Here is a 26326-nt window from a genome sequence, read left to right as displayed (position 1 = left end):
CGGGCTCGGCGCGCGGGTGTCGCTGGTCGCCTGCGACGCGGCCGACCGGGCGCAGGTCGAGGCGGTGCTGCGCGACATCGACGCGGACGACGCCCCGCTGACGGCGGTCGTGCACGCCGCCGGCGTGGGTCAGCTCGCCAGGCTGGTGGACACCGACCTGGCCGCGCTCGCCGCCGTCCTCGACGGCAAGATCGCCGGCGCGGTCCACCTGGACGAGCTGCTGGGCGACCGGCCGCTGGACGCGTTCGTGCTGTTCTCCTCGATCGCCGGGATCTGGGGCAGCGGCGGCCAGGCCGCCTACGCCGCCGGCAACGCCTTCCTGGACGCGCTCGCGGAGCGGCGACGGGCCCGCGGTCTCGCCGCCACGGCGGTCGCCTGGGGCCCCTGGGCGGACGGCGGCATGGCCAGCGGGGAGGGCCAGGAACTGCTGGCCCGGCGCGGCCTCACCGCGATGTCCCCGGCCCAGGCCGTGTACGCCCTGCGCAGCGCCGTCGGCCGGTCCGCGCCGTCGCTGACCGTGGCGGACGTCGACTGGTCCCTGTTCACCCCGGCGTTCGCGGCCGCGCGGCCCCGGCCGCTGCTCGACGACATCGCGGAGGCCCGGGACGCCCTGCGGACCGTCGACGAGGAGCCGGCCGACGGGGCCGGCGGCGGCCTGCGGCAGCAACTGCTCACCCTGCCCCGCGCCGAGCAGGACCGGCACCTCACCGACCTGGTCCGCACGGTCGCCGCCACCGTCCTCGGGCACACCGGCCCGGAGCTGGTCAAGGCGAACCGGGCGTTCAAGGAGCTGGGCTTCGACTCGCTGACCGCGGTGGAGCTGCGCAACCGGCTCAGCGCCGCCACCGGCCTCTCCCTGCCCACCACCCTCGTCTTCGACTACCCGAACCCGGCCACCCTCGCCGACCACCTGTCGTCCGCGCTGCGCCTGCACGAGGTCGACACCGTGGCCACCTGGGGCCCCGCCGGGCCGGTCGACGACGACCCGATCGTCATCGTGGGCATGAGCTGCCGGTACCCCGGCGGCGTGAGCAGCCCCGGCGAGCTGTGGGACCTCGTCGCCACCGGCCGCGACGGCATCAGCGGCTTCCCCGAGGACCGCAACTGGGACATCGCCCGGCTGCTGGCCGTCGACGCCGAGGGCCGGCCGGTGTCGCACACCCGCGAGGGTGGCTTCGTCGGCGGCGCCACCGGCTTCGACCCGGGCTTCTTCGGCATCTCGCCGCGCGAGGCCCTGGCCATGGACCCGCAGCAGCGGCTGCTGCTGGAGGCGTCCTGGGAGGCCCTGGAGCAGGCGGGCGTCGACCCGGACCGGCTGCGCGGCAGCCGTACCGGCGTCTTCGTCGGCGCTTCCCCGTCGGGCTACGGCACCACCGACACCCCGGAGGAGCTGGCCGGCTACCAGCTCACCGGGGGAGCGCACAGCGTCATCTCCGGCCGGGTCTCCTACACCCTGGGTCTGGAGGGCCCAGCGGTCACCATCGACACCGCCTGCTCGTCGTCGCTCGTGGCGGTGCACCTTGCCGCCCAGGCGCTGCGCGGCGGCGAGTGCGACCTGGCCCTGGCCGGCGGCGTGACCGTCATGGTCACCCCCGGGGCGTTCGTGGAGTTCTCCCGGCAGGGTGGCCTCGCCCCCGACGGGCGGTGCAAGTCCTTCGCCGCGTCCGCCGACGGCACCGGCTGGTCCGAGGGCGTCGGTGTCCTGCTGGTCCAGCGCCTGTCCGACGCGCGGCGGCAGGGCCGGCAGGTGCTCGCCGTGCTCGCCGGCAGCGCCGTGAACCAGGACGGCGCGTCCAACGGCCTCACCGCGCCGAACGGCCCCGCGCAGCAGCGGGTCATCCGGGCCGCGCTGGCCAACGCCCGGCTCACCGTCGCCGACGTGGACGCCGTCGAGGCGCACGGCACCGGCACTACGCTGGGTGACCCGATCGAAGCGCAGGCCGTGCTGGCCACCTACGGCCAGGACCGGCCGGCGGACCGGCCGCTGTTCCTCGGGTCGATCAAGTCGAACATCGGGCACGCGCAGGCCGCCGCCGGGGTCGCCGGCATCATCAAGATGATCATGGCGATGCGGCACGGGCTGCTCCCGTCGACCCTGCACCTCGACGAGCCCACCCCCCACGTGGACTGGTCGGCCGGCGCCGTGTCGCTGCTGACCGAGGCGCGCCCCTGGCCCGAGGTGGACCGCCCCCGCCGGGCCGCCGTGTCCTCGTTCGGCATCAGCGGCACCAACGTCCACCTGATCCTCGAACAGCCCCCCGCCCCGCCGGCCGGGGACGAGGCGGACGCCGAGGAGCCGACCCCCGTCGCCGCGCGGTCGCTGGCCCCGGTGCTCCTGTCCGCCCGCGACAGCGCGGCGCTGGCGGCCCAGGCGGACCGCTGGGCGGCCTGGCTCACGGCCGACGAGGACCTCCGCCCGCTCGACGTGGCCCTCTCCTCGGCGGTGTCCCGCGCGACGCTGGACGAGCGCGCGGTCATCGCCGCGACCGACCGGGACGACCTGATCGCGGCGCTGACGGCTCTCGCCGCCGGGGACCCCTCCGGCGTGGTGGTCACCGGTGCCGCCGGCCAGCGGGGCCAGCTCGCGTTGCTGTTCTCGGGTCAGGGCGCGCAGCGTGCCGGGATGGGTCGGCACCTGTATGCCGAGTTCCCCGTGTTCGCCGCCGCGTTGGACGAGGTGTGTGGGCACCTGGACCCGTTGTTGCCGCGTCCGCTTCGGGGGGTGCTGTTCGCCGCCGAGGGTTCGGCGGAGGTCGATCTCCTCGATCAGACGGTGTTCACGCAGACGGGTCTGTTCGCCGTCGAGGTGGCGCTGTTCCGCCTGGTGGAGTCGTTCGGGGTGGTGCCGGACTTCGTGGCGGGTCACTCGGTCGGCGAGATCACCGCCGCGTACGTGGCCGGGGTGCTGTCCCTGGCGGACGCGTGTGCCCTGGTGGCGGCGCGGGGTCGCCTGATGCAGGCGCTGCCGGCCGGCGGCGGGATGCTGGCGGTGGCCACGGACGAGGCGGCGGTGGTCGAGTCGATCGCTGGTCTGACCGACCGGGTCGGGGTCGCGGCTGTGAACGGTCCGTCGGCCGTGGTGGTGTCCGGGGCGGTCGACGCCCTCGACGAGGTCGAGCGGGTGTGGCGGGACCGGGGCGCGCGGACCAGGCGGTTGACCGTCAGTCATGCGTTCCACAGTCCGTTGATGGAGCCGATGCTCGGCGAGTTCCGTGCGGTGTTGGCGGGGTTGACGTTCGCCGCGCCGCTTCTGCCGGTGGTGTCGAACCTGACCGGTGTGCTGGCTGAGGGCGACGAGCTGCGTACGCCGGAGTATTGGGTGCGGCATGTGCGGGAGGCGGTCCGGTTCGCCGATGGGGTCACGGCGTTGCGGGCGGCCGGGGTGGACACGTTCCTGGAGGTCGGGCCGCAGAGTGTGTTGACGGCGATGGCCGGCGATGTTCTGCCGGCCGGTGACGGTGTGTTGGCCGTCGCCGTCCAGCGCAAGGATCGGCCGGAGGGTCACGCGCTGCTCGCGGCCCTGGCGGAGCTGCACGTGCACGGCGTGCCGGTTACCTGGACCCAGTGGTTCACCGACACCGGGGCCACCCGGATCGACCTGCCGACGTACGCGTTCCAGCACCAGCGGTACTGGCTGTCGCCCGTCGGGCAGGCGGCCGACGTGTCCGGGGCCGGCCTCGGCGTGGCCCGCCACCCGCTGCTCGGCGCGACGGTGTCGGTGGCCGGCGAGGACATGGTGGTGCTGACCGGCCGGCTGTCGCTGTCGTCCCACCCGTGGCTGGGCGACCACGTCGTCTCCGGTGCCGTGGTGGTGCCGGGCACCGCCCTGCTCGACCTCGTCGTCCGGGCCGGCGACGAGGTGGGCGCGTCCCGCGTCCGCGACCTCACCGTGCTCGCCCCGCTGGTGCTGCCCGCCGGCGGCGGCGGAATGCGGGTGCAGGTCCGGGTCGGCCCGGTCGACGCGACGGGCGCCCGGCCGGTAACCGTGCACTCCCAGTCCGAGGAGGACCCGGAGGCCGGCTGGACCCGGCACGCCGACGGCGTCGTCGGCCTCCCCACCGCCGACGAGCCCACCGTGGGCGCCTGGCCACCGGCCGGCGCGGCCGAGGTGGACCTCACCGGCTGGTACCCGGCCGTCGCCGGGCACGGGCTCGCCTACGGGCCGGTCTTCCAGGGCCTGCGCCGCGCGTGGACCGCCGACGGCACGGTGTACGCCGAGGTGGCCCTCCCCGACACGGTGGTCGGGGATCCGGCCGGATTCGGCGTGCACCCGGCGCTGCTGGACGCCGCGCTGCACCCCGTCGGGCTGCTGCCCGCCGAGGCCACCGGCGACGGCCCCCGGGTGCCGTTCTCCTTCGAGGGGGTGCAGGTCCACACGATCGGCGCGCGGGCCCTCCGGGTGCGCCTGACCGCGAGCGGGTCCTCGGTGCGGCTGGTCGCCGTCGACGAGGCCGGCACGCCGGTGGTGTCGGTGGACTCCCTGACGCTGCGGGAGATGACCACGGCGAGCACGCCGAACCAGGCGAACCGCTCGCTGTTCGAGGTGTCGTGGCAGCCCGAGCAGGTCGCCCCGGCCGACGCCGGGTACGGCTGGGCGGTGCTCGGCGACGACGCCACCGACGGCGGGGCGCTGACGTCCGCGTACCCGGACGTGGCGGCCGTGGTCGAGGCGGTGACGGGCGCGACGGCCCCCGCCCCGGCGGCGCTGCTGCTGCCCGTGCCCACGGCGACCGACGCCGACGTGCCCGACGCCGACGTGCCCGACGCCGACGTGCCCGGCGCGGTGCGCGCCGCGACCGGGGCCGTGCTGCGCGAGGCGCAGGGGTGGCTGGCCGCCGACGCCCTCGCGGACTGCCGACTGGTCGTCGTCACCCGTGGGGCGGTCGCCGCCCACCCCGACGACCGGGTCACCGACGTGGCGGGGGCCGCCGTCTGGGGCCTGCTGCGGTCCGCGCAGTCGGAACACCCCGGCCGGATCGTGCTGGCCGACCTCGAACCCGACGCCGACCTCGGCCCGGAGCTGCTGGCCCTGCTGGCCGGATTCGCCGCCGACCCGGGCGCGGGCGGGCAGCTCGCGGTGCGCGCCGGCACGGCGTACGTCCCACGGCTGGCCCGCGCGGCCGGCGGCGCGCAGGCCGCGCCGGTGGTCGGCGCGGGCACCGTCCTGGTGACCGGCGGAACCGGCTCGCTGGGCGCCCTGGTGGCCGAGCACCTCGTCACGGCGTACGGGGTGCGGTCGCTGGTGCTGGCCTCCCGCCAGGGCCCGGCGGCCCCGGGCGCGGCCGACCTGGCGGAGCGGCTGACCGGCCTCGGCGCCGCCGTCCAGATCGCCACGGCCGACGTGACCGACCGGACGCAGGTCGACGCGCTGGTCCGCCGGATCACCGCCGACGGCCGGCTGGCTGGCGTGGTGCACACCGCCGGCGTCCTCGACGACGGCGTCGTCACCGGGATCACCGCCGACCGGCTGGCGGACGTGCTGGCGCCCAAGGTCACCGCGGGCTGGTGGCTGCACGAGGCGACGGCGAAGCTGGATCTCGACCTGTTCGTGCTGTTCTCGTCCATCGCCGGCGTGCTCGGTTCCCCCGGCCAGGCCGCGTACGCCGCAGGCAACGCCTTCCTGGACGCCCTCGCTCAGCTCCGCGCCCAGCGGGGCCTGCCGGCGGTGAGCCTCGCATGGGGCATGTGGGACACCGACGGCATGGCCAGCTCGATCAACGACACCGACCGGGCCCGGGTCAGCCGGGCCGGCCTCACCCCGATGACCGCCCCCGTCGGCCTCGGGCTGTGGGACGCCGCGCTGGCCCACGGCGGCGCCGCGCTGGTGCCGGCCGTGGTCGACCTGCCGGCCATGCGGGCGCAGACCACCGCCGGCCGGGTGCCGCCGATGCTGCGGACCCTGATCGGCTCGACCGCCAGCCGGCGGCGGCCCGCCGCCGGAGGCTGGGCCGACCGGCTCGCCGGCCTCGACCCGCAGGAGGCGCGCACCCAGGTCGCCCTGCTCGTCCGGGGCCTGATCGCGCAGGTCCTCGGGCACAGCGGCGCCGACCAGGTGCCCGCCGACCGGGCGTTCCGGGAGCTGGGCTTCGACTCGCTGACCGCCGTGGAGCTGCGGAACCGGATCAACACCGCGACCGGGCTGCGGCTGACCTCCACCCTCGTCTTCGACTATCCGACCCCCGGTGCGCTGTCGGACCACCTCTACGAGCAGCTGTCCGGGCAGGTCGCCGAGCAGCGCGACGCCGTGGCGAACACGAACATCGACGAGCCGATCGCGATCGTGGGCATGGCCTGCCGGTACCCGGGCGGCGTGACGAGCCCCGAGCAGCTCTGGCAGCTCGTCGCCACCGGCGCCGACGGGATCGGGGAGTTCCCGGCCGACCGGGGCTGGGAGCTCGACCGGATCTTCCACCCCGACCCGGACAACCCCGGGACGTCGTACACCCGGCACGGCGGGTTCCTGTACGGCGCGGCCGAGTTCGACCCCGCCTTCTTCGGCATCAGCCCCCGCGAGGCGATCGCCATGGACCCGCAGCAGCGGCTGCTGCTGGAGGCGTCGTGGGAGACGTTCGAGTCCGCCGGGCTGGACCCCGTGCGGTTGCGGGGCAGCCGGACGGGAGTGTTCGCCGGCCTGATGTACCACGACTACGCCTCGCAGGTGCAGGAGCTGCCCGAGGGGGTGGGCGGCTACATCGGGACCGGCACGTCGGGCAGTGTGCTGTCGGGTCGGGTGGCGTACACGTTCGGCCTGGAGGGGCCGGCCGTCACCGTGGACACGGCGTGTTCGTCGTCGTTGGTGGCGTTGCATCTGGCGGTGCAGGCGTTGCGGTCGGGTGAGTGTGATCTGGCGTTGGCCGGTGGTGTGACGGTGATGGCGACGCCGGGGACGTTCATCGAGTTCTCCCGTCAGCGTGGCCTGTCGCAGGACGGTCGGTGCAAGTCGTTCGCCGCCGCCGCCGATGGCACGGGCTGGTCGGAGGGCGTCGGGGTTCTGCTGGTGCAGCGGCTGTCGGACGCCCGGCGGGACGGCCGGCGGATCCTGGCCGTCGTCAGGGGCACGGCGGTGAATCAGGACGGCGCGTCGAACGGGCTTACCGCGCCGAATGGTCCGTCGCAGCAGCGGGTGATCCGGCAGGCGCTGGCCAACGCCCGCCTGACGACGACCGATGTGGACGCCGTCGAGGCGCACGGCACGGGCACCACTCTGGGTGACCCGATCGAGGCGCAGGCGCTGTTGGCGACGTACGGGCAGGACCGGCCGGCGGACAGTCCGCTCTGGCTGGGGTCGATCAAGTCGAACATCGGTCACACGCAGGCCGCCGCCGGGGTGGCCGGCGTGATCAAGATGATCATGGCGATGCGGCACGGGACGATGCCGCGCACCCTGCACGTCGACGAGCCGTCGCCGCACATCGACTGGTCGGCGGGCGCGGTCGAGCTGCTCACCGAGGCCCGCGAGTGGCCCGCCCCGGGTCGGCCGCGCCGCGCCGCCGTCTCCTCCTTCGGCGTCAGCGGCACGAACGCACACGTGATCATCGAGCAGCCGCCCGCCGAGACCCGGACGGAACCGGCGGACGACGCCGTACCGCCGCTGGTGCCGGTGCTGCTCTCGGCCCGGACCGAGGCCGCCGTGGCGGCCCAGGCCGACCGCTGGGCCCACTGGCTCGCCGCCGACGAGGCCCCGCGCCCGGCGGACGTCGCCTGGTCCTCGCTGGTCAGCCGGTCGACGCTGGAGCACCGCGCGGTGGTCGCGGCCACCGACCGGGACGAGCTGCTGGCCGGGCTGCGCGCCCTCGCCGCCGGCTCGCCGGCCGGTGGGGTCGTCACCGGTACGGGTGCGGCGCGCGGCCCCCTCGCCGTGCTCTTCTCCGGTCAGGGCGCGCAGCGTGCCGGAATGGGTCGGGAGTTGGCGGGGGCGTTCCCTGTGTTCGCCGCCGCGTTGGACGAGGTGTGTGGGCACCTGGACCCGTTGTTGCCGCGTCCGCTTCGGGAGGTGCTGTACGCCGCCGAGGGTTCGGCGGAGGCGGAGCTGCTGGATCAGACGGTGTTCACGCAGGCGGGTCTGTTTGCCGTCGAGGTGGCGTTGTTCCGGCTGGTGGAGTCGTTCGGTGTGGTGCCGGACTTCGTGGCGGGTCATTCGGTTGGTGAGATCACGGCCGCGTATGTGGCTGGGGTGTTGTCGCTGGCGGACGCGTGTGCCCTGGTGGCGGCGCGGGGTCGCCTGATGCAGGCGCTGCCGGCCGGCGGCGGGATGCTGGCCGTCAACGCGTCCGAGGCCGACGTGACGTCCAGCCTGGACGGCCGCACCGACCGGCTCGGGATCGCCGCCGTGAACGGCCCGTCCGCCGTGGTGGTCTCCGGTGCCGTCGACGCCCTCGACGAGCTGGAGCAGGCCTGGACGGGCCGGGGCGTACGCACCCGCCGGCTCGCCGTCAGCCACGCGTTCCACAGCCCACTGATGGAGCCGATGCTCGACGACTTCCGGACCGCCCTGGAGGCGCTGACGTTCCGCGCGCCACTGCTGCCGGTGGTGTCGAACCTGACCGGGACGGTCGTCGACCCGCAGGAGATCACCCGCCCCGACTACTGGGTGCGGCACGTCCGTCAGGCCGTCCGGTACGCCGACGGGATCACCGCCCTGCGCGACGCCGGGGTGGACACGTTCCTGGAGGTCGGCCCGCAGAGCGTGCTGACCGCCATGAACGCCGAGCTGCTCGCCGAGGGAACGCTGACGCTCGCGACGCAGCGGCGGGACCGTCCCGCCCCGCAGGCGCTGCTGCACGCGCTGGCCGAGCTGCACGTCAACGGCGTGCCGGTGACCTGGCAGCAGTGGTACGCCGAGGCCCGCCCGACGCTGGTCGACCTGCCCACGTACGCCTTCGAGCACGAGCGGTACTGGCTCGGCGCCGGCCGCCCGCGCGTCGGGGACGTCTCCGGCGCCGGGCTGGGCGTCGCCGACCATCCGCTGCTCGGCGCCGCCGTCACCGTGGCCGGCGAGGACGTCGTCATGCTGACCGGTCGACTGTCGGTGTCGACGCACGACTGGTTGGCCGATCACGTGGTGGCCGGTTCGGTGGTGGTGCCGGGTACGGCGTTCGTCGAGCTGGCGGTGCGGGCCGGTGACGAGGTGGGTGCGTCGCGGGTACGGGAGTTGACGGTGGCGGCGCCGTTGGTGTTGCCGGCCTCGGGTGGGGTGCGGGTGCAGGTGCGCGTCGGCGCGGCCGACGCGTCCGGCTCCCGGGCCGTGACGGTGCACTCCCAGACCGAGGGCGACCCGGAGGCGGAGTGGATCCGGCACGCCGAGGGCGTGCTCGAAGCGCCCGGCGCGGCGGAGCCGGGCATCGGCGCGTGGCCGCCGGCCGGCGCCGACGAGGTGGACCTGACCGACTGGTACGGCGTGCTCGCCACGCACGGCCTGGTGTACGGGCCGGTGTTCCAGGGCCTGCGGCGGGCCTGGGCTTCCGGCGGTGAGGTGTTCGCCGAGGTGGCGTTGCCGGACGAGGTGGCGGGGGACGCGGCGGCGTTCGGGCTGCACCCGGCGCTGCTGGACGCGGCCCTGCACCCGGTCGGGTTGCTGCTGGCGGGTGAGGCCGGTGGCCCCCGGGTGCCGTTCGCGTTCTCCGGGGTGCAGGTGCACGCCTCGGGGGCGTCGGTGCTGCGGGTGCGGCTGACCCGCGAAGGCTCCGGGGTGCGGTTGGTCGCGGTGGACTCCTCGGGTGTGGCCGTGGTGTCGGTGGACTCGCTGGTGCTGCGGGAGATGACCGGGGTGGTTGCCCCGGGTGCGGCGGCGCGGTCGTTGTTCGAGGTGGCGTGGCAGGCGGAGGAGGTTGTTTCCGCCGGTGATGCGGCCGGGTGGGCGCTGTTGGTAGCGCAGCCGGGGCAGCTCCACAGCGTCGGCGATGGGGGTGTTGCCGGGCTGGCCGGCGAGCTGGTGGCCCGGGGCGGGCTGGTGGCGTACCCGGATGTGGCTGCGGTGGTGGACGCGGTCGCATCGGGTTCGGCCGTCGCATCGGGCTCGGCGGGCCCGTCGGGTGCGGCGGTGCCGCCGGCGCTGGTGCTGCCGGTGCCCGTCGCCCCCGGCTCGGCAGTCCCGGAATCGGTGCGGGCGGTGACGTCCGAGGTGTTGTCGTCCGTGCGGTCGTGGCTGGCGGCGGATGCTCTGGCGGGCTCGCGGCTGGTGGTGGTGACCCGGGGCGCGGTGGCGGCCCGGGACGGTGACGAGGTGACCGACCTGGCGGGTGCGGCGGTGTGGGGTCTGCTGCGGTCGGCGCAGTCGGAGCACCCGGGGCGGATCGTCCTCGCGGATGTCGACGGTGACGTGGACGCGGGCGTGGTGGCCGTCCTGGCCCGGGTCGCCGAGGACACCGCGGGTGCCCAGGTGGCCGTTCGGGCTGGTCGGGTGTTCGTGCCACGTCTGGTGCGGGCGTCGGCGTCGGAGTCCTCGTCGGCGGAGTCCTCGCTCGTGGTGGGTGAGGGCGTGGTGCTGGTGACCGGTGGCACCGGCTCGTTGGGCGCGTTGGTGGCGGAGCACCTGGTGGTGGCGCACGGGGTGCGGTCGTTGGTGCTGGTGTCGCGTCGTGGCCCTGACGCTGCGGGTGCGGGCGAGTTGGTGGAGCGGTTGGCCGGGCTGGGTGCCGCCGCTCGGGTGGTGGCGTGTGATGTGACGGATCGGGAGCAGGTGTTCGGGCTGGTCGCCGAGGTCGCCTCGGCGGGTCGGCTGGCGGGTGTGGTGCACACGGCGGGTGTGTTGGACGACGGTGTGGTGTCGGGGATCAGTGCGGAGCGGTTGGCGGGGGTGTTGGCGCCGAAGGTGTCGGCGGGTTGGTTCCTGCACGAGGCGACGGCGGGTCTGGATCTGGACCTGTTCGTGGTGTTCTCGTCGATTGCTGGGGTGTTGGGTTCGCCGGGTCAGGCGGCGTACGCGGCGGGTAACGGGTTCCTGGACGCGTTGGCGGTGTATCGGCGGCAGGTGGGTCTGCCTGCGGTCAGCCTGGCGTGGGGGATGTGGGACACGGCGGGTATGGCGGCGTCGATCGGTGAGGTGGATCGGGTGCGGTCGGCGCGGTCGGGTCTGCCGCCGATGAGTGCCGAGACCGGTCTTGAGTTGTTTGATGCGGCAGTGGTGGCAGGGCGTTCGGTGTTGGTGCCGGCGATCGTCGACGTGCCGGCGTTGCGGGCTGCGGTGTCGGGTGGTGTGGTGCCGCCGATGCTGCGGGCGCTGGTCGGCACGACCAGCACGCGCCGCCAGGCGGGACAGGGCGGCGACTGGGCCAACCAGTTGGCGGGCCTGACCCCCGAGGAGGCCCGCGCCCAGATCGACGTGCTGATCCGGGGTCTCGTCGCCCAGGTGCTCGGGCATGGTGGGGCGGAGTCGGTGCCGGCGGACCGGGCGTTCCGGGAACTCGGGTTCGACTCGTTGACGGCGGTGGACCTGCGGAACCGGCTGAACGCGGCGACCGGGCTGCGGTTGGCGTCGACGCTGGTGTTCGACTACCCCACCCCGGCCGTGCTCGCCGACCACCTCTACGAACTGGTCTCCGGTCAGATCACCGCCCGGCGGTCGGCGGTGGTGACCGCGGGCACCGACGAGCCGATCGCGATCGTGGGCATGGCATGCCGGTACCCGGGTGGGGTGGAGACGCCGGAGCAGTTGTGGACCCTGCTGTCCGCCGGAGGTGACGGCATCTCCGAGTTCCCGACCGACCGCGGCTGGGACCTCGACGGCCTCTTCGACCCGGACCCGGACCGCAGCGGCACCTCGTACACCCGGCACGGCGGGTTCCTGTACGGCGCGGCGGACTTCGACCCGGCCTTCTTCGGCATCAGCCCCCGCGAGGCGATCGCCATGGACCCGCAGCAGCGGTTGCTGTTGGAGGCGTCGTGGGAGTCGTTCGAGTCGGCGGGGGTGGATCCGCAGTGGTTGCGGGGCAGCCGGACGGGTGTGTTCGCGGGCGTGATGTACCACGACTACGCCTCCCGGCTGGAGGACCTTCCGCCGGACGCCGAGGGATACGTCGGGACCGGCACGTCGGGCAGCGTGCTGTCCGGTCGGGTGGCGTACACGTTCGGCCTGGAGGGGCCGGCCGTGACGGTGGATACCGCCTGCTCGTCCTCGCTGGTGGCGCTGCACCTGGCGGCGCAGGCGTTGCGGTCGGGCGAGTGTGATCTGGCTCTTGCCGGTGGTGTGACGGTGATGGCGACGCCGGGGACGTTCATCGAGTTCTCGCGTCAGCGTGGCCTGTCGCAGGACGGTCGGTGTAAGTCTTTCGCGGCGTCGGCCGATGGCACGGGTTGGTCGGAGGGCGTCGGGGTTCTGCTGGTGCAGCGGCTGTCGGATGCGCAGCGGGAGGGTCGGAACATTTTGGCGGTGGTGCGGGGCACCGCCGTCAACCAGGATGGTGCGTCGAACGGTCTTACCGCGCCGAATGGTCCGTCGCAGCAGCGGGTGATCCGGCAGGCGCTGGCCAATGCGCGCCTGACGACGACCGACGTGGACGCGGTCGAGGCGCACGGCACCGGCACCACCCTGGGTGACCCGATCGAGGCGCAGGCGCTGCTGGCGACCTACGGGCAGGACCGCCAGGCGGATCGGCCGCTGCTTCTCGGGTCGGTGAAGTCGAACATCGGTCACACGCAGGCCGCCGCCGGTGTGGCAGGCATCATCAAGATGATCATGGCGATGCGGCATGGTGTGGTGCCGGCGACGTTGCACGTCGACGAGCCGTCCCCGCACATCGACTGGACGGCGGGTGCGGTCACCCTCGCCACGGAGGCGACGCCGTGGCCGGCGGTGAACCGGCCGCGTCGGGCGGCCGTGTCCTCGTTCGGGATTTCCGGCACGAATGCGCATGTGATCATCGAGCAGCCGTCCGCCCCGGTGGTTGAGGGTGTGGTTGTCAATCGGGTGGTGCCGCCGGTGGTGCCGGTGGTGTTGTCGGGGCGTACGGATGGTGCGTTGGCGGCGCAGGCGGGCCGGTGGGCGCGTTGGTTGTCGGCCGACGCGGCTGTGCGTCCGGTGGATGTGGCGTGGTCGTCGATCACCACCCGACCCGCCCTGGAACAGCGTGCCGTGATCACGGCCGCCGGCAGCGACGACCTGATCGCGGCGCTGACCGCTCTCGCCGTCGGGGACCCCTCCGGCGTGGTGGTCACCGGCCCCGCCGGCCAGCGCGGTCAGCTCGCGTTGCTGTTCTCGGGTCAGGGCGCGCAGCGTGCCGGGATGGGTCGGGAGTTGGCGGGGGCGTTCCCTGTGTTCGCCGCCGTGTTGGACGAGGTGTGTGGGCATCTGGACCCGTTGTTGCCGTGTCCGCTTCGGGGGGTGCTGTTCGCCGTCGAGGGTTCGGTGGAGGCGGAGCTGCTGGATCAGACGGTGTTCACGCAGGCGGGTCTGTTTGCCGTCGAGGTGGCGTTGTTCCGCCTGGTGGAGTCGTTCGGGGTGGTGCCGGACTTCGTGGCGGGTCACTCGGTCGGTGAGATCACGGCCGCGTATGTGGCTGGGGTGTTGTCGCTGGCGGACGCGTGTGTCCTGGTGGCGGCGCGGGGTCGCCTGATGCAGGCGTTGCCGGCCGGCGGCGGGATGCTGGCGGTGGCCGTGGACGAGGCGGCGGTGGTCGAGTCGATCGCTGGTCTGACCGACCGGGTCGGGGTCGCGGCTGTGAACGGTCCGTCGGCCGTGGTGGTGTCCGGGGCGGTCGACGCCCTCGACGAGGTCGAGCGGGTGTGGCGGGACCGGGGCGCGCGGACCAGGCGGTTGACCGTCAGTCATGCGTTCCACAGTCCGTTGATGGAGCCGATGCTCGTCGAGTTCCGTGCCGTGTTGGCCGGGTTGACGTTCGCTGCTCCGCTCCTGCCGGTGGTGTCGAACGTGACCGGTGCGTTGGCTGAGGGCGACGAGCTGCGTACCCCGGAGTACTGGGTGCGGCATGTGCGGGAGGCGGTCCGGTTCGCTGATGGGGTCGCGGCCCTGCGCAGCGCCGGGGTGGACACGTTCCTGGAGGTCGGGCCGCAGAGTGTGTTGACGGCGATGGCCGGCGATGTTCTGCCGGCCGGTGATGGTGTGTTGGCCGTCGCCGCCCAGCGCCGGGACCGGCCCGAGGGTCACGCGCTGCTCGGGGCCCTGGCGGAGCTGCACGTGCACGGCGTGCCGGTGACCTGGACCCAGTGGTTCGCCGACAGCGGGGCGCAGCGCGTCGACCTACCCACGTACGCGTTCCAGCGGGAGCGGTACTGGCCGGCGGCCGGCCGCCCGAGGTCCGGTGACGTCTCCCGGGCCGGCCTGGGCGACGCCGAACACCCGATGCTGGGCGCGGCGGTGGACCTGGCCGGCGACGACGAGATGGTGCTGACCGGCCGGCTGTCGCTGGCCACCCACCCGTGGCTGGCGGACCACGCGGTCTCCGGCGTGACGCTCGTCCCCGGCGCCGCCCTCGTCGAACTGGCGGTACGCGCCGGCGACGAGGTCGGCCTCTCCCGGCTGCGGGAGCTGACCGTGGCCGCCCCGCTGGTGGTCCCCGCCTCCGGCAACGTGCGGATCCAGGTACGGGTCGACGGGTCCGCAGGCTCCCCGGAGCGCGCCGTGGCCATCTACTCCCGCCGCGACGACGACGCCGAGGCCGGCTGGACCCGGCACGCGGACGGCGTGCTCGAAGCGTCCTCCCCGGAGGAGCCGGGCATCGGGGCGTGGCCGCCGGCCGGCGCGTCCGAGGTGGACCTGACCGACTGGTACGCAGCCCTGGCCGGGCACGGCCTGGCGTACGGGCCGATGTTCCAGGGCCTGCGACGCGCCTGGACGGCCGACGGTTCGGCGTACGCCGAGGTGGCCCTGCCGGACGACGCGGCGGGCGACGCGGCGCGGTTCGGCGTCCACCCGGCGCTGCTGGACGCCGCCCTGCACCCGATCGGCCTGCTGCTTTCCGGCGCGGCGTCGGGCGGCCCCCGGGTGCCGTTCGCGTTCTCCGGTGTGCAGGTGCACGCCTCGGGGGCGTCGGTGTTGCGGGTGCGGCTGACCCGTGAGGGCTCGGGGGTGCGGTTGGTCGCGGTGGATTCCTCGGGTGTGGCTGTGGTGTCGGTGGACTCGCTGGTGTTGCGGGAGATGACCGGGGTGGTTGCCCCGGGTGCGGCGGCGCGGTCGTTGTTCGAGGTGGCGTGGCAGGCGGAGGAGGCCGTCTCCGCTGGTGACGCGGCCGGGTGGGCGCTGTTGGTAGCGCAGCCGGGGCAGCTCCACAGTGTCGGCGATGGGGGTGTTGCCGGGCTTGCCGGTGAGCTGGTGGCCGGGGGTGGGTTGGCGGCGTACGCGGATGTGGCTGCGGTGGTGGATGCGGTTGCGGCGGGTGCGGTGGTGCCGCCGGCGTTGGTGTTGCCGGTGTCGGCCGGTGTTCCCGGCGCGGCGGTCCCCGACGTGGTGCGCGAGGTCACGTCCGGTGTGCTGTCGGTCGTGCGGTCGTGGCTGGCCGCCGACGCCCTCGCGGAGTCGAGACTGGTGGTGGTGACCCGGGGTGCGGTGGCGGCTCGGGACGGTGACGAGGTGACCGACCTGGCGGGTGCGGCGGTGTGGGGGCTGCTGCGGTCGGCGCAGTCGGAGCACCCGGGCCGGATCGTCCTCGCGGACCTGGAAGCCGGCGACGCGGGACCCGGGCTGCTCACCGCGCTCGCCGGTGCCACGGGCGCGGGCGGTCAGGTGGCCCTCCGCGCGGGTCGGGTGTTCGTGCCGCGTCTGGTGCGGGCGTCGGCGTCGGAGTCCTCGGCGTCGGAGTCCTCGCTCGTGGTGGGTGAGGGTTCGGTGCTGGTGACCGGCGGCACGGGTGCGCTGGGTGCCCTCGTCGCGGAGCACCTGGTGGTGGCGCACGGGGTGCGGTCGTTGGTGCTGGTGTCGCGGCGTGGCCCTGACGCCGCGGGAGCGGCCGAGTTGGTGGAGCGGTTGGTCGGGCTGGGTGCGTCGGCTCGGGTGGTGGCGTGTGATGTGACGGATCGGGAGCAGGTGTTCGGGCTGGTCGCCGAGGTCGCCTCGGCGGGACGGCTCGCGGGTGTGGTGCACACGGCCGGCGTGCTGGACGACGGGGTCGTCGAGACGCTGACGGCCGAGCGGCTGGCAGGGGTGTTGGCACCGAAGGTGTCGGCGGGTTGGTTCCTGCATGAGGCCACCATCGGGTTGGATCTTGACCTGTTCGTGGTGTTCTCGTCGGTGGCCGGGGTGTTGGGTTCGCCTGGTCAGGCGGCGTACGCGGCGGGTAACGGGTTCCTGGACGCGTTGGCGGTGTATCGGCGGCAGGTGGGTCTGCCTGCGGTCAGCCTGGCGTGGGGGATGTGGGACACGGCGGGTATGGCGGCGTCGATCGGTGAGGTGGATCGGGTGCGTTCGGCCCGGTCGGGGTTGCCGCCGATGAGTGCCGAGACCGGTCTTGAGTTGTTCGACGCGGCGATGGCCGTGGGGCGGCCGGTGTTGGTGCCGGTGGTGGTCGACGTGCCCGCGTTGCGGGCTGCTGCCGCCGCCGGTGGCGGTGTGGTGCCGCCGATGTTGCGGGCGCTGGTCGGCACGGCCACGACGCGCCGCCAGGCGGGACAGGGCGGCGACGGTTGGGCCGGACGGCTCGCCGGGCTCACCGAGGACGAGGGCCGGGCCCAGGTCGCCCTGCTCGTCCGGGGCCTGGTTGCCCAGGTGCTCGGGCATGGTGGGGCGGAGTCGGTGCCAGCGGATCGGGCGTTCCGGGAACTCGGGTTCGACTCGTTGACGGCGGTGGACCTGCGCAACCGGTTGAACGCGGCGACTGGGCTGCGGTTGGCCTCGACGCTGGTGTTCGACTACCCCACCCCGGCCGTGCTCGCCGACCACCTGTGGTCCGAGCTGGCCGGCGTACGCCGGTCAACGGCGCAGCCGACGGCCAGCGCGGTCGCCGGCACCGACGAGCCGATCGCCATCGTGGGCATGGCCTGCCGGTACCCGGGTGGGGTCGACAGCCCCGACCAACTGTGGGAGCTGCTGGCCGGCGGCGGGGACGGGATCTCGGAGTTCCCGGCGGACCGGGGCTGGGACCTGGAGTCGCTGTTCGACCCGGATCCGAACGGCAGCGGCACCTCGTACACCCGGCACGGCGGCTTCCTGTACGGGGCGGCGGACTTCGATCCGGGCTTCTTCGGGATCTCGCCGCGTGAGGCTCTGGCGATGGATCCGCAGCAGCGGTTGCTGTTGGAGGCGTCGTGGGAGTCGTTCGAGTCGGCGGGCGTCGACCCACAGCGGGTGCGGGGCAGCCGGACGGGTGTGTTCGCGGGTGTGATGTACCACGACTACGCGTCGCGGCTGATGGACATCCCCGGCGAGGTCGAGGGCTACGTCGGGACCGGCACGTCGGGCAGTGTGCTGTCGGGTCGGGTGGCGTACACGTTCGGCCTGGAGGGGCCGGCGGTGACTGTGGACACGGCGTGTTCGTCATCGTTGGTGGCGTTGCATCTGGCGGTTCAGGCGTTGCGTAGTGGCGAGTGTGATCTGGCGTTGGCCGGTGGTGTGACGGTGATGGCCACCCCCGGGACGTTCATCGAGTTCTCCCGTCAGCGTGGCTTGTCGCAGGACGGTCGGTGCAAGTCGTTCGCGGCGTCGGCCGACGGTACGGGTTGGTCGGAGGGTGTCGGGGTCCTTCTCGTGCAGCGGCTCTCCGACGCGCAGCGGGAGGGTCGGAACATCCTGGCCGTGGTGCGGGGCACGGCGGTGAATCAGGATGGTGCGTCGAACGGGTTGACGGCGCCGAATGGTCCGTCGCAGCAGCGGGTGATCCGGCAGGCGCTGGCCAACGCGCGGCTGACGACGGCCGATGTGGACGCGGTGGAGGCGCACGGCACGGGCACCACGTTGGGTGATCCGATCGAGGCGCAGGCCCTGCTCGCCACCTACGGGCAGGATCGTCCGGCGGACAGTCCGCTCTGGCTGGGGTCGATCAAGTCGAACATCGGGCACACCCAGGCCGCCGCTGGTGTCGCCGGGATCATCAAGATGATCATGGCGATGCGGCACGGTGTGGTGCCGGCGACGTTGCACGTCGACGAGCCGTCTCCGCACATCGACTGGACGGCCGGCGCGGTCACCCTCGCCACCGAGGCCACCCCATGGCCCACGGTGAACCGGCCGCGTCGGGCGGCCGTGTCCTCGTTCGGGATTTCCGGCACGAATGCGCATGTGATCATCGAGCAGCCGTCCGCCCCGGTGGTTGAGGGTGTGGTTGTCAATCGGATGGTGCCGGTGGTGCCGGTGGTGTTGTCGGGGCGTACGGATGGTGCGTTGGCGGCGCAGGCGGGCCGGTGGGCGCGCTGGTTGTCGGCCGACGCGGCTCTGCGTCCGGTGGATGTGGCCTGGTCGTCGATCACCACCCGACCCGCCCTGGAACAGCGGGCGGTGCTCCTGGCGAACGACCGGGACGACCTGCTGTCCGCCCTTCGGGCCCTCGACGCGGGCGAGCCCTCCGGCGCGGCCGTCACGGGTGCCGCCACCGAGCGGGGCCGGCTGGCGCTGCTGTTCTCGGGTCAGGGCGCGCAGCGTGCCGGGATGGGCCGGGACCTGGCGGAGGCGTTCCCCGTGTTCGCCGCCGCGCTCGACGAGGTGTGCGCCGAACTGGACGGCCGGCTGCCGCGTCCCCTTCGGGAGGTGCTGAGCGCCGCGCCGGGGTCCGAGGCGGCGGGCCTGCTCGATCAGACCGTGTTCACCCAGGCGGGTCTGTTCGCCGTCGAGGTGGCGCTGTTCCGCCTCGTCGAGTCGTTCGGGGTCGTGCCGGACTTCGTGGCCGGGCACTCGATCGGTGAGATCACCGCCGCGCACGTCGCCGGGGTGCTGTCCCTGGCGGACGCGTGCGCCCTGGTCGCGGCGCGCGGTCGGTTGATGCAGGCGCTGCCGACCGGCGGCGGGATGCTTGCCGTCGCCGCAGCCGAGGCGGATGTCCTGTCCAGCCTGGACGGGTACACCGACCGGGTCGGTGTCGCGGCCGTCAACGGTCCGTCGGCCGTCGTCGTGTCCGGCGCGGTCGACGCCCTCGACGAGATCGAGAAGGTGTGGCGGGGCCGGGGCGCGCGGACGCGCCGGTTGACGGTGAGTCACGCGTTCCACAGTCCGTTGATGGAGCCGATGCTCGCCGAGTTCCGTAACGTGCTGGCCGGGTTGACGTTCGCCGCGCCGCTCCTGCCGGTGGTGTCGAACCTGACCGGCGCGCTGGCCGAGGGCGACGAGCTGCGTACCCCGGAGTACTGGGTGCGGCACGTCCGCGAGGCGGTCCGGTTCGCCGACGGGGTCGCGGCCCTGCGCAGCGCCGGGGTGGACACGTTCCTGGAGGTCGGGCCGCAGAGCGTGCTGACCGCGATGGCCGGCGACGTTCTGCCGGCCGGTGACGGTGTGTTGGCCGTCGCCGCCCAGCGGCGGGACCGGCCGGAGGCGCACGCGCTGCTCGCGGCCCTGGCGGAGCTGCACGTGCACGGCGTGCCGGTGACCTGGACCCAGTGGTTCGCCGACACCGGGGCGCAGCGCGTCGACCTACCCACGTACGCGTTCCAGCACCAGCGGTACTGGCCCGAGGCCGCGCCCCGGCCGCTGACCGTCGAGGACGGACGCGACGCCGAATTCTGGGCCGCCGTCGAACGCGGCGACCTCACCGCCCTCGCCAGCCAGCTCGGCGACGACGCCGCCGTGGACGCCCTCACCCCGGCCCTGCCCGTGCTGTCGCAGTGGCGCCGGGCCCGGACCCGGGACACCGCGCTGGACGGGTGGTCGTACCGGGTCGGCTGGGAGCCGGTCCGGCCGGCCCCGGCGACCGGACTGTCCGGGCGGTGGCTGGTCGTCACCGTCGGCAGTGGTGCCGACGCGGGCGTGGCGAAGGCGCTGACCGAGGCCGGCGCCCGCGTCGACACCCTGACCATGCCGCCGGCCCAGACCCGGGCCGAGCTGGCCGGGCGGCTGCGCCGCATCGGCGACGAGGGCTGGGCGGGGGTGCTGTGCGTCCTGCCCCGGCAGGACCGGCCGCTCCCGCACGCGCCCGGGGTCCCCGCCGGCACGGCGGTGCTGCTCACCCTCACCCAGGCGCTGACCGACACGGGCCTGCCCGGCCGGGTGTGGGCGCTCAGCCGGGCCGCACTGCCGGTCTCGGCGGCGGAACGGGCCGGCGACGTCTGGGCGGCGCTCGCCTGGGGCCTCGGCCGGGCCGTCGCCCTGGAACAGCCGGACCGCTGGGGCGGGCTGGTGGACCTGCCTGCCCGCGCCGACCGCGGCACCCGCGCCGCCCTCGTCGCGGTGCTCACCGACGGCACCCTCGACCAGGTGGCGGTGCGCCGCAACGGCGTCTTCGCCCGCCGCCTCGTCCCGGCCGTCCCGCCCGCCGGGCCGGGCTGGCGGCCGTCGGGCACGGTGCTGGTCACCGGCGGCACCGGCGCGCTGGGCCGGCACACCGCCCGGTGGCTGCTCGCCAACGGGGCCGCCGAGGTGGTTCTCGCCTCCCGGCGCGGCCCCGACGCCCCCGGCGCCGCCGAGCTGGTCGGCGACCTCGCCGGCCTCGGCACGGTGCGGGTGGTCGCCTGCGACGTCGCCGACGCCGAGGCCGTCACCGCGCTCGTCGGTGGCCTGCCGGACCTGACCGCCGTCGTGCACACCGCCGGCGCGTCCGGCGGCACCACCCCGGCGTACGGGCTGACCGACGGCGAGCTGTCGGAGACCCTGGCCGGCAAGGTGCTCGGGGCCGTGCACCTGGACACCGCCTGCTGGGGCCGGGACCTCGACGCGTTCGTCGTGTTCTCCTCCGTCGCCGGCGTCTGGGGCGGCGGCGGCCAGGCCGGGTACTCGGCCGGCAACGCCCTGCTCGACGCGCTCGTCGCCGCCCGCCGGGCCGCCGGCCTGCCCGCCACCGCCCTCGCGTACGGGCCGTGGGCGTCCGACGGCATGGCGGCCGGGGAGACCGCCGACGGCCTGCGCCGCCGCGGGTTCGCCCCGCTCGCGCCCGAGGCCGCCGTGGCGGCGCTGGGCCGGTGGGTCAACGCCCCGGAGGCGGCGCCGGTGATCGCGGACGTGGACTGGTCCCGGTTCGTCGCCGCGTTCACCGCGGCGCGACCGAGCGGCCTCTTCGACCGGGTTGCCCCGGCCGGCGTCGAACAGCCGGAGCCGCAGCCCGAGGAGACCGGCGTCACCGCCGCCCTGCGGTCCCGGCTCGCCGGGCTGCCGGCGACCGGCCAGGAGACGCTGCTGGTCGACCTCGTCCGGGCGGAGGCGGCGGCGGTCCTCGGCCACGGCTCCACCGAGCAGGTGCCGGCCGGCCGCGCCTTCCGGGAACTGGGCTTCGACTCCCTCGCGGCCGTGCAGCTACGGGACCGGCTCGGCCGGGTCACCGGGCTGACGCTGCCGTCGACCGTGGTCTTCGACCACCCGTCGGCGCTGGAGCTGGCCCGCTTCCTGCGTACCGGACTGGTGGCCGGCGCGGCCGACGGCCCGGCGGCCGGCGTCACCGTGGTCCGGCCGGCGGCCGACGAGCCGATCGCGATCGTGTCGATGGCCTGCCGCTTCCCCGGCGGGGTGTCCTCGCCGCAGGAGCTGTGGCGGCTGCTGGCCGACGGGACGGACGCGGTGACGCCGATGCCCACCGACCGGGGCTGGGACCTGGATTCCCTGTTCGACAGCGACCCGGATCAGGTCGGCACCAGCTACACCCGCAGCGGCGGCTTCCTGACCGACGTGGCCGGGTTCGACGCCGCGTTCTTCGGCATCAACCCGCGCGAGGCCCTGGCCATGGACCCGCAGCAGCGGCTGCTGCTGCACGCCAGCTGGGAGGTGTTCGAGTCCGCCGGCATCGACCCGCAGCGGGTACGTGGCACCGCCACCGGCGTGTTCATGGGCACCAACGGCCAGGACTACGCCACCCTGCTGCTCGGCGCCCGGTCCCAGGTGGAGGGCTACCAGGCCACCGGCAACGGCGCGTCCGTCGTCTCCGGCCGGCTGGCGTACTCGTTCGGCCTGCACGGGCCGGCGGTCACCGTCGACACGGCCTGCTCGTCGGCGCTGGTCGCCCTGCACCTGGCCGCCCAGGCGCTGCGCTCCGGCGAGTGCGACATGGCCCTGGCCGGCGGCGTGACGGTGATGTCGACGCCGGGGGCGTTCCTGGAGTTCTCCCGGCAGCGCGGCCTCGCCGAGGACGGCCGGGTGAAGGCGTTCGCCGCCGGCGCGGACGGCACCGGCTGGGGCGAGGGCGTCGGCGTCCTGCTGCTTCAACGGCTCTCCGACGCGCAGCGCGACGGCAACCGGATCCTCGCCGTGGTGCGCGGCAGCGCGGTCAACCAGGACGGCGCCAGCAATGGCCTGACCGCCCCGAACGGGCCGGCGCAGCAGCGGGTGATCCGGCAGGCGCTGGACGTCGCCGGACTGACGCCCGGCGACGTCGACGCCGTCGAGGCGCACGGCACCGGCACCACCCTCGGCGACCCGATCGAGGCGCAGGCGCTGCTGGCCACGTACGGGCACCAGCGGCCGGCGGAGCGCCCGCTGTGGCTGGGCTCGGTGAAGTCGAACATCGGGCACACCCAGGCCGCGGCGGGCGCCGCCAGCCTGATCAAGATGGTGCTCGCCCTCCAGCACGAGCTGCTGCCGGCGACGCTGCACGTCGACGCGCCGACCCCGCACGTGGACTGGTCGTCGGGCGCGCTGGCGCTGCTCACCGAGGCCCGGCCGTGGACCGGGACCGACCGGCCCCGCCGGGCCGGCGTCTCCTCGTTCGGGATCAGCGGCACCAACGCCCACGTCATCATCGAGGAGGCCCCCGCGCCGCAACCGGCCACCGGCCCGGACCGGGGGACCGACCCCGCCACGCCGGACGGGCTCCGGGTCGACCCGGAGCCGGCCGTGGACCCGACGCCCCTGTTCTCCGGGCCGGACCCGGCCGGGCTGCGCGACCAGGCTGGCCGGTCGGCGGACCCGACGCCCGTGCCGTGGCTGCTCTCCGGGGCGGACCCGGCCGGGCTGCGCGACCAGGCGGGCCGGCTGGCCGACCTGGTGGCGACCGGTGCGGGCGACCCCGGCCGGATCGCCTGGGGCCTCGCGGCGGGACGGGCCCACCTCGGCCACCGCGCGGTCGTCGTCGCGGCCGACGGGCCGGACCGGTCGGCGGCGCTGCGGGCGCTGGCCGCCGGTGAGCCGCACCCCGCGCTCACCACGGCCCGGCGGCGCTCCGGCGGCCTCGCCGTCCTCTTCTCCGGCCAGGGCGCCCAGCGCGCCGGCATGGGCCGGGAGCTGTACGCCACGTTCGGGGTGTTCGCGGCGGCGCTGGACGAGGTGTGCGGGCTGCTCGACGGCCTGCTGCCGCAGCCGCTGAAGCCGGTGCTGTTCGCCGAGGAGGGCACCGCCGAGGCGGAGCTGCTGGACCAGACCGTGTTCACCCAGGCCGGCCTGTTCGCCGTCGAGGTGGCGCTGTTCCGGCTGGTCGAGTCGTTCGGCGTGGTCCCCGGCCAGGTGGCCGGCCACTCGATCGGCGAGATCACCGCCGCCCACGTGGCCGGCGTGCTGTCCCTGGCCGACGCGTGCGCCCTGGTGGCGGCGCGGGGCCGGCTGATGCAGGCGCTCCCGGCCGGCGGCGGGATGCTGGCGGTGGCCGCGTCGGAGGCCGAGGTGCTGCCGACGCTGGACGGGTTCACCGACCGGGTCGGCATCGCCGCCGTCAACGGCCCGTCGGCCGTCGTCGTCTCCGGCGCGGTCGACGCCCTCGACGAGGTCGAGAAGACGTGGCGGGACCGGGGCGTGCGGACGCGTCGGTTGACGGTGAGTCACGCGTTCCACAGCCCGCTGATGGAGCCGATGCTCGACGAGTTCCGTACCGTGCTGGCGGGGTTGACCTTCGCGGCCCCGTTGCTGCCGGTGGTGTCGAACCTGACCGGCGCGGTCGCCGAGGGCGACGAGCTGTGCACCCCGGACTACTGGGTGCGGCACGTGCGGGAGGCCGTCCGGTTCGCCGACGGGGTCACCGCCCTGCGGGCCGCCGGGGTGGACACGTTCCTGGAACTCGGGCCGCAGGGCGTGCTGACCGCGCTCACCGCCGGCCTGCTGCCCACCGACTCCGACGGGACGGCCGTGGCGGCCCTGCGGGCCGGCGCGGACGAGCCGGCCGCCCTGCTCGCCGCTCTCGCTGCCCTGCACGCCGGCGGGCGGGACGTGGACTGGGCGGCGGTGCTCGCCGCGTTGGCCGGGCCCCGCCCGGCCCCCCGCGACCTGCCCGACCTGCCCACGTACGCGTTCCAGCCGCAGCGCTACTGGCCGACGCTGACCGTGGCGCCGGCCCCGGCCGCCGACCCGGTGGACGACGAGTTCTGGCGGGCGGTCACCGACGGCGACCTTGGCCGGCTGGGCATCGACCCGGACCAGCCGATGCGCCAGGTGCTGCCGGAACTCGACTCGTGGCGGCGACGCCAGCACCGGGACGGCACCCTCGACGGGTGGCGGTACCGGGTCACCTGGCGGCGGCGGCCGATGACCGTCGGCGACCCGGGCACCTGGCTGGTGGTGACCCCACGGCAGCAGGACCCGGGCGGGATCGTGGCCGCGCTCACCGCCGCCGGGGCGACCGTGCACGTGCTGCCGGTCGACCCGGCCACCGTCACCCGCGACGCCCTCGCCGCCGACCTCGACCGGCTCGGCGCGGAGCACCTGCCGACGGGGCTGCTGTCCCTGCTGGCGCTGGACGACGCCCCGCACCCCGAGCAGACCGCCCTGCCGACCGGCCTCGCGGCGAACCTGCTGCTGGTGCAGGCGCACACCCTGCGGACCGGCCCGGACGTGCCGCTGTGGCTGGCCACCACCGGCGCGGTCGCCGTCGACGACGAGCCGGTCGCCCGGCCCACGCAGGCGACCACCTGGGGTCTCGGCCTGGTCGCGGCGCTGGAACACCCGAGGCACCTCGGGGGCGTCGTGGACCTGCCCGGCAGCCCCGACGAGGCGGCGTACGCGGCGCTGGTCACCGCGCTCACCAACGTCGAGGGGGAGGACCAGCTCGCGGTCCGGGGCACCGGGGTGCACACCCGACGCCTCGTGCGGGACACCACCCGGCCGGCGGACAGCGGCCGGGCGTACAGCCCGCACGGGACCGTCGTGCTCACCGGCGGGGCGGGCGAACTGGCCCGGCACACCGGCGCGTGGCTCGCCCGGCAGGGCGCCGAGGTGCTGCCGCTGGAGGAGCCGGCGGCGGGCAAGCTCACCGACCTGATGGAGCAGCTCGCCGCCGAGAGCCGGCCCGTTACCGGGCTGGTGCACGTCCCGGCGGAGACCGGGTCGGTGCCGCTGGCCGAACTCACCGTCGCGGCCCTGGCCGCGGACCTCGTCGCGACCGTGGGCGACATCCCCCGGTACGCCGACGAGCTGGCCCACCGGCGGGTCGACGCCTTCGTGCTGTGCACCTCCACCTCGGGGGTGTGGGGCGCGGGCGGCCGGGCCGGTCAGGCGGCCGGCGACGCGCTGCTGCACGCCCTCGCCGCGAACCGCCGGCACGCCGGGCTGCCGGCCACCGACGTGGCGTGGGGGCCGTGGCAGGACGACCCGGCGTCGCCGGAGCTGGAGCAGCTGCGCCGGCGCGGGCTGCCGGGCCTGCCGCCGGAGCTGGCCGTCGAGGCGCTCGCCCGGGCGGTCCGTGACGAGGCGACCGTCGTCGTGGCGGACGTGCGCTGGGACCGGTTCGTGCCGACGTTCGCCGCCATGCGCCCGTGCCCGCTGCTGACCGAGATCCCGGAGGCGCGCGAGGCGCTGCCCGCCGACGACGTCCGTCAGCCGGCGGACGACGAGGCGGCGGCCGCGCTGCGGGAACGGCTGCGCCCGCTCGGTGCGGGGGAGCGCGAGGTGATCCTCGTCGACCTGGTGTGCGCGCAGGCGTCCAGCGTGCTGGGCCACGCCGATGGCGGAGGGCTGGAACCCGACCGCGCGTTCCGGGAGGTCGGGTTCGACTCGATGACGGCCGTGGAGCTGCGCAACCGGCTCCGCGCCGCCAGCGGGGTGCAACTGCCCCCAAGCGTGGTGTTCGACTACCCGACCCCGGCGGCGCTGGCTCGACACCTGCGCGACCAGCTCGTCGACGACGGCACCGTGACGGCCGCGCCGCTGCTCGCCGAGCTGGAGCGAATGGACGCCGCCTTCGCGGCCGACGCGCCGGACCGGCTGACCCGGCAGAAGCTGCTGGTCCAGCTCCAGGCGTTCGTCGCTCGGTGGGGCGACGAACGGGCGACGACCGAGGAGAAGCCCGTCACGCAGACCCTCGACGACGCGACCGACGCCGAGATCTTCGACTTCATCCGGCGCGAACTGGGTGGCCCCGGCGGTGAGGTGCCGTTCGGCGAGACGCGCTGA

The 26326-nt window shown here is 75.1% G+C and carries 1 protein-coding gene (running past one end of the window); it reads left to right on the top strand.

Annotation, left to right across the window (positions count from 1 at the left end; all coding sequences use genetic code 11):
* Positions 1-26326, top strand: the 3' portion of a protein-coding gene (locus OG559_RS02030; protein WP_405111669.1) for a type I polyketide synthase. 3785 nt of this gene lie to the left of the window's left edge; the window shows 26326 of its 30111 coding nt (coding positions 3786-30111); its start codon lies beyond the left edge, outside the window; its stop codon occupies positions 26324-26326.

Origin of the sequence: Micromonospora sp. NBC_01405 (genome assembly GCF_045040155.1) — a bacterium.
Lineage (GTDB): Bacteria > Actinomycetota > Actinomycetes > Mycobacteriales > Micromonosporaceae > Micromonospora.
Note: the sequence above shows the minus strand (reverse complement) of the source record. Positions and strands in the feature narration are given on the sequence as shown.